This is a genomic window from Streptococcus oralis (assembly GCF_001579025.1).
GTDB lineage: Bacteria > Bacillota > Bacilli > Lactobacillales > Streptococcaceae > Streptococcus > Streptococcus oralis_X.
In genome coordinates this window covers 526,876-537,250 of the sequence record NZ_KQ970235.1, presented here as the reverse complement: position 1 = coordinate 537,250, position 10,375 = coordinate 526,876, and the positions used below count along the sequence as shown (strand labels likewise).

Annotated in this window: 12 protein-coding genes and 1 pseudogene; all 13 read right to left on the bottom strand. The window is 44.0% G+C overall.

Annotated elements, in window-relative coordinates; translation table 11 throughout:
* Positions 1–19 precede the first annotated feature (19 nt).
* On the bottom strand, positions 20–1,006 hold the full coding sequence (locus SORDD27_RS02520; protein ID WP_061427139.1) for a PhoH family protein: 987 nt from the start codon (positions 1,004–1,006) through the stop codon (positions 20–22).
* 80 nt (positions 1,007–1,086) lie between these two features.
* Entirely contained in the window at positions 1,087–1,302 is a 216-nt protein-coding gene (locus SORDD27_RS02515; RefSeq protein WP_001232084.1) for a YozE family protein, read from the bottom strand.
* A 23-nt stretch (positions 1,303–1,325) separates the two neighbouring features.
* Positions 1,326–1,904: a GrpB family protein gene (locus tag SORDD27_RS02510; RefSeq protein ID WP_061427137.1), complete on the bottom strand. Its 579-nt coding sequence runs from the start codon at positions 1,902–1,904 to the stop codon at positions 1,326–1,328.
* A gap of 11 nt (positions 1,905–1,915) precedes the next feature.
* The gene (gene cvfB, locus SORDD27_RS02505) at positions 1,916–2,770 is read right to left on the bottom strand and encodes an RNA-binding virulence regulatory protein CvfB (protein WP_061427135.1); all 855 of its coding nucleotides are present in this window, start codon (positions 2,768–2,770) and stop codon (positions 1,916–1,918) included.
* Between the two features lie 59 nt (positions 2,771–2,829).
* Entirely contained in the window at positions 2,830–3,387 is a 558-nt protein-coding gene (gene frr, locus SORDD27_RS02500) for a ribosome recycling factor (RefSeq protein WP_001262235.1), read from the bottom strand.
* 7 nt (positions 3,388–3,394) lie between these two features.
* Entirely contained in the window at positions 3,395–4,132 is a 738-nt protein-coding gene (gene pyrH / locus SORDD27_RS02495; protein ID WP_000002996.1) for a UMP kinase, read from the bottom strand.
* An 83-nt stretch (positions 4,133–4,215) separates the two neighbouring features.
* Entirely contained in the window at positions 4,216–5,550 is a 1,335-nt protein-coding gene (trmFO, locus tag SORDD27_RS02490; protein ID WP_061427133.1) for a methylenetetrahydrofolate--tRNA-(uracil(54)-C(5))-methyltransferase (FADH(2)-oxidizing) TrmFO, read from the bottom strand.
* Between the two features lie 133 nt (positions 5,551–5,683).
* Complete coding sequence (rsmI, locus tag SORDD27_RS02485; RefSeq protein ID WP_061427131.1) at positions 5,684–6,562, bottom strand: 16S rRNA (cytidine(1402)-2'-O)-methyltransferase; 879 nt, start codon at positions 6,560–6,562, stop codon at positions 5,684–5,686.
* Between the two features lie 2 nt (positions 6,563–6,564).
* Positions 6,565–6,882, bottom strand: a complete 318-nt coding sequence (gene yabA / locus SORDD27_RS02480; protein ID WP_000358229.1) for a DNA replication initiation control protein YabA — start codon at positions 6,880–6,882, stop codon at positions 6,565–6,567.
* 38 nt (positions 6,883–6,920) lie between these two features.
* Positions 6,921–7,810 (bottom strand): annotated as a pseudogene (locus tag SORDD27_RS02475) (DNA polymerase III subunit delta').
* Positions 7,807–8,445, bottom strand: a complete 639-nt coding sequence (gene tmk, locus SORDD27_RS02470; RefSeq protein WP_061427129.1) for a dTMP kinase — start codon at positions 8,443–8,445, stop codon at positions 7,807–7,809. The pseudogene SORDD27_RS02475 and the gene tmk overlap by 4 nt, the downstream one beginning before the upstream one ends.
* A 120-nt stretch (positions 8,446–8,565) precedes the next feature.
* A complete protein-coding gene (gene proC / locus SORDD27_RS02465) occupies positions 8,566–9,363 on the bottom strand; it encodes a pyrroline-5-carboxylate reductase (protein ID WP_061427127.1) in 798 nt (265 codons plus the stop codon).
* Between the two features lie 3 nt (positions 9,364–9,366).
* Positions 9,367–10,375, bottom strand: a 1,009-nt coding sequence (locus SORDD27_RS02460; protein ID WP_081103335.1) for a glutamate-5-semialdehyde dehydrogenase, incomplete at its 5' end; no start/stop codon positions are given.

The following is a 10,375-nucleotide window of genomic DNA, read 5'->3' as shown; positions in this document are numbered from 1 at the left end:
ATCTAGACTGCTTTTTTTGCTATTCTGTTTCTTCCTTCTTTTCTTCAACCTTAACTGGAGCCGGTTCATAAGCTCGGATAATCTGAGCGACAACTGGATGGCGAACCACATCCTTGGCTGAAAAATGAACAAAGTCGATTTGGTGAATGTTCTTGAGCTTTTCTTGAGCATCAATCAAACCGGATTTAACATTACGTGGCAGGTCAATCTGGCTGATATCTCCATTGACAATCATCTTAGAATTAAATCCTAAACGAGTCAGGAACATCTTCATCTGCATGATGGTCGTATTTTGTGCCTCATCGAGAATGACAAAGGCATCATCCAAGGTCCGACCACGCATATAGGCAAGGGGCGCGATTTCGATAATTTCACGCTCCATGAGACGGGTCGTCTGATCTTTGCCGAGAATCTGATACAAGGCATCATAAACTGGTCGAAGATAAGGATCAACCTTCTCCTTAAGATCGCCCGGAAGAAATCCTAGACTCTCACCTGCTTCGACTGCTGGTCGAGTCAGAATAATCCGCTTGACTTGCCCACGTTTAAGGGCTGTTACTGCCAAGGTCACTGCAAGAAAGGTCTTCCCTGTCCCTGCTGGCCCAATTCCAAAGGTCACATCATGCTGTTTGACACTGTCCACATAAAGTTTTTGACCCAAGGTTTTGACACGGATCGGTTTCCCAGTATTGTCCTTGATAATTTCTTCTTCGTAAAGGGCGACAAACTTGTCGATTTCATCGTTTTTGACCATGCTAATCGCAGTCACCACATCTGGCGTGCCAACGGTCATTCCACGATTTACCAAGACCATCAAAGCCTGAATAACCTGACGGGCTTCCTCACAGGTAGACTCTTCTCCGATAACCTGCACAATCTCCGTACGAGCATGAATCACCACATCGAGCTCTTCTTCCATCAAACGAAGATGGCGCTCATTGGAACCAAAAAGATGAAACAAGTCATCTGGATGACTAAGTTGAATGTCTATTGAATGTTCCTTCAAATAAAGAACCTCTCTAATCCGTTTATTTCTTTTTATTATAGCAAAGAGAACAATAAAATACTAGCCTCATCTCATTGTCTCTAGTGTTCTAAGTATTCTTGCCAGATAGCGTCAAAGTCTCCTAGGTTAAAAGAGAAACTGGCATGCTCCTCCAAAAAGCGACTCACCTCATCAAAATCATCTGTGTGTTTTGGGAAGGCTGACTCTTCAAAAGCGAGGTCTGCCAAGATGGCTTTTGGGCTATTACTTTTAGGATTGCGCTCGGTCATGAGCCATGTGTAAAATGATTTTCTCAATTCTTTCTCCTATCAAGAGTTTTTTAATGACACTTTTCTGATTCTTGAAAATTACTGGACTTAGCCTCTGAAACGTAGTGGTTTATAAAATCTGTTTTAGCATCTGTATAGGCGTCTCGATTGTGTTCAAATTTTTTCCACAAACTTAGTTTTAATTCCTGATACGCTTGGGCAATATCTGGATGCTGGCAGAGATAATCTCTAAAATAAATCTCGTCATGATCTCCCGTCATTCGCAAATGTAGATGAAAAACGTTCTCAGCAAATCCCTGCTCTGTATATCCTTTATTTAGCGAAATCCTGTTAGGACTCTCCGACATCACTAGCCAACCATTCTTCACCAATAAATCCCTAACTCTTGCTAAATCCCCTATTCTACCTACTTCTAGCAGAATATCAACGATATTTTTTGCCCAAATATTAGGGATAGCAGTGCTACCGATATGTTCTATTCTTTTAATAACATTTGCACCCAATATTGTTTTCAGACTTGTTTTTTCCGATTCATACCAGTCTTTCCACTCTGACTTGTGCTCTACTAGAAAAATAGGAAAAAGTTGCCAGAGTTCCTCTAAACTCATTTCTTCAAGTTTCTTTATCATGTCTATAAGGTTTAAATCAACTCTGTACCAAACTGGTCTTGCTTGATTTTACCAGCCTTCATCAAGCCACCGAGTGCTTTCTTGAACTGACCTTTAGAGATACCAAAGGTTGCCTTGATGTCCTCAGGAGAAGACTTATCATTCAAGGACATGAAACCGCCATTGCTTTCCAAGTAGGTCAAAATCATCTGAGCATCATTTTCCAACATTTCAAAGGAACGTGGTTTGAGGGATAGGTTCAAGGTGCGGTCCACTTCACGGAAACCGATGACCCGCGCATCTAGCACTTGCCCCAAACGTGGCTCTGCGTAGCGCTCACTTGGGTGAATGAAACCAAGCATGTTATTCTCTGGTAGATAGACAAAGGTCCCTGACAGCTTGAGACGGTAAACAATGGCTGGCCAGTTTTGGTTCTGCATGTTGTTGTAAGCAGGACGAGCCAGACGTTGGAAATCTTCTTGATAAGCCAAGAGTCCCCAGATTCGGTCTTTCTTGTCCACTTCAAGGCGGATGTAGAGTTTGTCACCCTTCTTAGGCCAGAGTTCCTTGAACTCAGGGAGGATATCGAGTGACACAACGATTTCCTTGTCAGGTAGACCAGTATCGACAAAGACACCCAAATCCTTACGAACTTCTGTTACGGTTCCCCAACCAAATTGGTCCTGAGTGGCAGTCACTTCTAAGGTTGTCAGGCGGAGTTTTTGATTCATATCCGTGTAGGCGAAACCTTTGACCGTATCCCCTACTGTATGTTGACCTTCTTCCTTAGCAAGAGCATAGGTCTGACCATCCTTTTGCACAAAGTAAAAACGGTCATTTTCATCGATGATGAGTCCAACGATAAAACTTGCAAGATTTGTATTCATATTTCCTTCTTTCGAATAAAACTCAGCCAGCAATGCCAACTGAGTTTTTCTGTTTATTTTTAGACTTCCAAGATTTCTTTTTCTTTATTGGCAGTCATGTCGTCGATGTGTTTCACAGCATCGTCTGTTACTTTTTGAATATCTTTTTCAAGAGTCTTCAATTCGTCTTCAGTGATTTCTTTTGCTTTTTCTTGCTTCTTAGCTTCGTCCATAGCGTCGCGGCGGATGTTGCGGACAGCCACTTTAGCATTTTCACCGACCTTCTTCACTTCTTTAGCAAGGTCACGACGAGTTTCTTCTGTAAGGGCAGGGATAACCAAGCGGATCACAGAACCATCATTAGCTGGTGTGATACCAAGATCAGAAGCGTTCAAGGCACGTTCGATGTCTTTCAATGAAGACTTGTCAAATGGTGTTACCAACAAAACACGCGCTTCTGGAATGGTAATTGAAGCGATTTGGTTAAGAGGAGTTTCGACTCCATAGTATTCTACGTGGATACGGTCTAGCAAGCTCGCGTTGGCACGACCGGCACGGATACCACCAAATTCACGAGCAAGTGATTGGTGAGACTGGGTCATTCTCTCTTTAGCTTTTTCTACAATTGCATTAGCCATAATTTTCTTATTCCTTTTCTTCGATATTGTTTGAAACTGTTGTTCCGATATTTTCACCAAATACGACACGTTTGATGTTGCCTGGTTGATTCATATTGAAGACAACCAAGTCAATGTCGTTGTCCATAGAGAGGGTTGAAGCAGTTGAGTCCATGATACGAAGACCTTTATTGATAACGTCACGGTGGGTCAATTCTTCAAACTTAACGGCAGTTTTGTCTTTCTTAGGATCGGCATTGTAAACACCGTCTACCCCATTTTTAGCCATCAGAATGGCATCCGCTTCGATTTCAGCTGCACGAAGGGCAGCTGTTGTATCTGTTGAGAAGTAAGGTGAACCAATCCCAGCACCAAAGATAACGATGCGGCCTTTTTCAAGATGACGAAGGGCACGTCCACGTACGTACGGCTCTGCCACTTGTTGCATGGCAATGGCAGTTTGCACACGCGTATCGACACCAACTTGCTGCAATGAATCTGCCATCACAAGAGCATTCATCACGGTCCCAAGCATTCCAGTGTAATCGGCCTGAACACGGTCCATTCCTGCTTCTGCAGCAGGTTCCCCACGCCAGAGATTTCCTCCACCAATAACAAGGGCAATTTCGATACCTAAGCTATGAACTTCTTGAATCTCTTTTGCGATTGTTTGAACTGTCTGGATATCAATCCCTACGCCACGTTCACCGGCAAGGGCTTCACCTGATAACTTGATTAAAATACGTTTATACTTGGGATTCGCCATTTTTACTCTCCTTTTTTTATCCTACCTATTTTATCACAATTTCTAAGATTTTTATAGTATCATGAGCAATTCTTTGAAAAAAATTATACCGTTAAAAATTCCTCTAAATCAGTAAGAGCACGCTCTGCAATTTTTTCATAACGAGCCTTCTTATCACGGATACGCTCGCCATCCAATTCCTTGATAATCCCAAAATTGACATTCATCGGTTGGAAATGTTTGCTATCAGCGTGAGTGATGTAATGAGCTAGACTTCCGATTGCTGTGGTCTCTGGGAAGATAGCTTCACTTTCACCCTTGAAGAGGCGAGCTGCGTTAATACCTGCAACCAAGCCTGAGGCTGCTGACTCAACATAGCCTTCCACACCCGTCATTTGACCAGCAAAGAAGAGGTTGGGTTGTTTCTTAGAACGATAGGTTTGCTCAAGAAGATTTGGTGAATCCATGTAAGAATTGCGGTGCATGACCCCATAACGAACAAACTCCGCATTTTCAAGACCTGGAATCATTTGGAAGACACGCTTTTGTTCTCCCCATTTGAGGTGGGTCTGGAAACCGACGATATTATAGAGGCTACCAGCCGCATTGTCCTGACGAAGCTGGACAACTGCATACGGTGTTTTGAACTCGCCATCACGAGGCCCCGTATAGTCGTCTGGGTACTCCAGACCAACTGGTTTCATAGGACCATAAAGCATGGTTTTAATGCCACGCTTGGCCATGACTTCGATAGGCATACAACCTTCAAAGTACTTTTCTTTTTCAAACGAATTCAGCGGTGCTTCTTCAGCATTGACCAAGGCTTCATGAAAATCCATAAACTCTTGCTTGGTCATTGGAGCATTGAGGTAGGCCGCCTCTCCCTTGTCATAACGAGACTTGAGATAGACCTTGTTCATATCGATGGTGTTAACGTCGATAATCGGCGCCGCCGCGTCATAGAAATAGAAACCATCACCGTCATTAAGGGCATGAATCTTCTCAGCTAGAGCATCACTGGTTAAAGGACCAGTAGCGACAACTGTAATAACATCGGTCGGCAATTCTGTAATTTCATCACGAACCACCTCAATTAAGGGATGATTAGCCACTTTTTCAGTCACCATTTGAGAGAAACCATCACGGTCCACCGCAAGGGCTCCGCCTGCAGGAACACGTGTAGCTTCTGCTGATTCCAAGATAACAGAACCCAAGCGACGCATTTCTTCCTTGAGGAGACCCACTGCATTTGTCAGAGCATCGCCACGAAGAGAATTGGAACAAACTAACTCCGCAAAATTGTCTGTTTTATGCTGAGGTGTTGATTTGACACCACGCATTTCATAAAGTTTAACAGGAATACCACGCTCTGCGATTTGGTAGGCTGCTTCCGAACCCGCCAACCCAGCACCGATAACATTGATATAAGATTGAGACACGACACTAATACCTCTTTGGGTGGAAACTAAGTCCAAATAAAAACAAGCTACTAGACTATTTGACACCCACAAATCTTTCTAATTTTTCTTTTACTAGTATAACAAAAAAAGGGAAGAAGGCAAACTTCCCTGTTTAGTCATTTTCTTGATTTTCTTCCCAATCGTGGTAGGCAGCGTAGAGCTGACTTTTATTCCACTGGTAGAGTTTCGCAACTTCCTTAATGGCTTGATTTTTCTTCATGCCTTGTTGGATGCGTGCTTGGATATCTGAAAACAAGTCCTCCTCGTCCTTTTCCTCCACATCCTGACTGGCGCCTTCAACGATGAGAAGGCATTCGCCCTTGAGTGGCGTTTCAGCAATACTTTCTAGTAGCTCTGAAATCTTTCCTCGTTGGTATTCTTCATAGATTTTAGTCAATTCCCTGACCAAGACTACCGAGCGATCGCCGTATACTGCTAGCATATTTTCTATCGTATCCGCTACACGGTGGGGCGATTCGTAGAAAATCTGAGTTTCTGGGTAATCTTTTTTTAAGTCGAAAAATTGCTTTTGCTGGCCAGACTTTCTCGGTAAGAAACCGTAAAAGATATGTGGCTGTGGTGCTAAACCGCTGGCAATCAAGGCAGAAATCCCTGCAGAAGCACCTGGAACGGTAATAACTGCGATTTCTTCCTCAATAGCTGCCTTGACCAAATCATGACCAGGGTCCGAGATACTAGGCAGACCCGCATCGGATACCTGAGCAATACTTTGCCCCGCTTTCAGAAAACTAATCAAGTCAGGAATCTTTTCCTTGGCATTGTGCTCATGAAAACTGATCTGCTTGGTGGAAATGTCAAAATGTTTGAGCAAAAGCCCTGTATTGCGCGTGTCCTCAGCAGCAATCCAGTCCACTTCTTTTAGAGTCTGGATGGCACGAAAGGTCATGTCATCTAGATTGCCAATCGGCGTTGCTACTAGGTAAAGCTTGCCATAGGGAGACTGCCCCTTAAAACTTTTTTGAATCTGCATGCCTACTCCCTGTATAACAACTCGTCACAGAACATACATTCCTCATCCTGTTCTCGACGTTGTCCATAAAAATCATTACATACGTGAAACCCGTCTTTATAGATCCGACGGACGCTTTCACGAACATGCTTGGCCTTAACAGGTGTATCTGCTTCCACCTCGCCTAAGCGTTCGCGCAACTTACTATTTTCCAATCGAAGAGCTGTATTTTCCTCTACCAGGCTCTTGAGATTTTTCTTGATAGCTTCCACATCGGCCAAGGTCACCAGTAGCTGTTGGGAAAAATCGTCTAGCGCGTCAAATAATTCTTTTTTGTCCATAAAACAGCCCTTTCCTTTCTTTATCCTTCATTTTGAGTTTATATTTCTTTCAAGACCAGATATTCCATGGCATTTTGAAAGCTAACATTGGCTTGCCACATTTTTCTAGCTTCTAGCAAATCTTGCAGAATCTGTCGAATCCTTGCTTGCAAGAGATCCTGCCCACAGAGCACTTCGAGGATTCGCAAGACCTGATCTTGTTTTTCTTTGTCATCTGCCAAGCTGGCTAATTTAGCAACTTGGAGATAACTTTCTTTTTCTTAGCTAGTAACCTGGTCAGCAGGCGTTCGCTCTCATCCACCAAGGTCCAAAAACTTGCCTGATTGGCCAACTTTTCAGCTTCAATTCGCGATTGACTAAACTGAGCTAAGAGAGTTGCTTTTTTCTTAACTAGTCCCATTTGTTCTAAGAGCAAGATGAGCTTTTCTTCTTGCTTTTTAAAGTGGAAAATCTGTGTCCGACTCCGGATAGTCGGCAACATCTTTTCCTCATCACTAGTTAAGAAGAAAATGTAAACTTCACTCTGAGGTTCTTCGATGACCTTGAGCAGAGAATTGGCTGCGTTGGGATGCATTTTCTCCGCCTGCTCGATAATAAAAACCTGTTGCTGGCTTTCAATCCCTGCTTGGGAAAACTGACCCACCAATTCTCGAATGCGTTCTGTCTTGATGACCTGATTGACTGGCTTAATCAAAGTGACATCGGGAAATTCTTCCTGCTCAATCAGCTTGCAGTTCCGGCATTTCTCACATGGTAGAACGCCTACTTTATCCGTACAAAAGAGGCTCTTAGCCAAAAACTGCGCCATTTCCAAGCTTCCAAAGAAACCTGAGAAGAGATAGGCGTGATTGAGCTGATCTTGTTCTAGGATACGGACAAAACGGTCAAACTGGTCTGGCTGCCAAGCTTTTAGTTGTTCTTGTTTCATTTATCCAAGCCCATTCTATCAAATAAGACAGCCTTGGTAGCATCCACAACTTGCTCCAAAGGAAGACTCGCATCAATCTTGACAATGCGATTTCCTTCTTTGTCCAGAAGAGAAAGGTAACCTTGACGAACTTTCTTGTGCAAGTCTAAGCCTTCCAAGTCCAACCGATTGACCTCGCGGTCACTATTAGCAGCAATGCGAGCCAGCCCCTCTTCCACCTCGATGTCAAAATAAAGTGTCAAATCAGGTTTGAGACCATCGGTCGCAAAGTGATTGAGCCAATCAATGGCATTAATATCCAAGCCACGGCCAAATCCCTGATAAGCAACAGAACTATCGATGAAGCGGTCCATAATGACCAACTTACCAGCTTCAAGTGCTGGAAGAACTTTTTCCACTAAGTGCTGTCTACGACTGGCAATATAGAGAAGGAGTTCCGTTTTAGGATCCATCTGAGTGTGACTTGGGTCCAAAATCACTTGACGAATCTTCTCTCCAATCAAGACTCCACCTGGCTCACGAGTCGTCAGCACCTCTATTCCTTTTTCCTCTAAAATTGGGAGAAGAGCCTCTAAAACACTGGTTTTTCCTGCTCCCTCTGGTCCCTCAAGAGAGACTAAAAATCCTTTTGACATGTCTAACTCATTTCTTTTTTTCTACCTTCTATTCTATCAAAAAAATAGGTTTTTGTGACAATCTTTTTGTGTCTTCTCCATTCAATCGACCATAAAAGAGGCTGGGAGTCATCCAACCTCTTATTTACCTAGTTCTTGTGTTCGTTTGTAGGCTTGCTGAACTGCGTCCATGACGGTACCTCTAAAGGCATGTTCTTCCAGACTTGCTACACCAGCGATAGTCGAACCACCTGGACTGCAAACTTGGTCTTTCAAAACTCCAGGATGTTGCTGGCTTTCGAGGACCATTTGTCCAGCGCCGACTACTGTTTGGGCTGCCATTTTTAAAGCTATTTCTCGTGGCAATCCTGTCTGTACACCCGCATCTGCCAAAGCCTCGATAAAGAGATAGACAAAAGCTGGTCCACAACCTGCGAGACCTGTCGCCGCATCGATTAAGCCATCTCCCAGCTCAACCAAAAGACCAGCCTTGGCTAAAAGCTGACAAAAGAGTTCACCGTCCTCGGCACGACAGTTGGCTGACATGGCATAACTAATCACTCCTTGGCCGATAGCCACTGGAGTATTGGGCATGATGCGAATGATTCGGTGATGAGTCGGCAGAAATTTGGACAGTTTTTCCAAAGTCAATCCAGCTGCCATGGAAATCAAAAGAAGACTTTCTCTCTTTTCAAGGATGGTCTGGTATTGAGAAAGCAAGTCTGAGAACTGAGCAGGCTTAACACCTAGAAAAATCACATCTGCTTCTGCGAAGATTTCGTCATTGCTGGAAGCCTGACCACCAAAGTTGGCAATGAAAGCATCTACTTTTGCTTGACTACGATTGGCAAGGAGAATCTGAGCACCCGTCTTGGCCTGCACAACAGCCTTAGCCAAGCTAGCTCCCATATTCCCCAAACCGATAAATCCAATCTTCATCTCTTACTCCCTTATCTGTCCGTTACCAGTAACCACATACTTGTAGCTGGTCAACTCTTTCAAGCCCATAGGCCCACGCGCATGCAGTTTCTGAGTAGAAATCCCCATCTCACATCCAAGACCAAACTGGCCACCATCAGTGAAACGAGTCGAGGCATTGACATAAACCGCTGCAGAGTCCACTTGATCTGTAAAGTAAGCTGCAGCTTCAGTATTTTCCGTCACAATGGCATCCGAATGATGGGTACTGTGGACTTCAATATGCGCAACCGCTTCTTCTAAACTACTCACAACCTTAACCGCTAGGATATAGTCTAAAAACTCGGTGTCAAAGTCTTGTGCCTCAGCTGCTCGACCTGAAACAAACTGACTTGCTTGGCTATCCAAGCGGAATTGAATTGGTTCCAGTCCAGCTTCTTTCCGACTTGTAACCAGCACTTTCTCCAAGCGAGGAAGAAAACGTGCTGCCTTGTCTTCATGAACCAGCAAGACCTCCATAGCATTGCAGACAGAAGGACGACTGGTTTTAGCATTGTTGATGATAGACAGAGCCTTGTCTTCATCGGCATCCTTATCCACATAGACATGTACAATCCCAGTTCCTGTCTCGATAACAGGCACAATAGCATTTTCAACCACCGCATTGATCAAACCAGCACCTCCACGAGGAATGAGAAGATCTAAATAGCCCTTAGCCTTCATCATAGCATAGCTACTTTCACGACTGGTATCTTCCACTAGTTGAATCACCTCTGGATGTATGGTCGTTGTCTCCAAGCCCTTCTTCAAGGCTGTGACAATAGCATGAGCTGTTTGATAGGCGTCCTTCCCACTACGAAGAACGACCGCATTGCCACTTTTGAGAGCCAAGGCAGCCGCATCAGAAGTTACATTCGGACGGCTTTCATAGATAATCCCAATAACCCCCATGGCCACACGCTTCTTAGTAATAACCAAGCCATTTTCAAGCTGACTTGTTTCTAGGACCTCACCAATAGGATCTGGTAAAGCA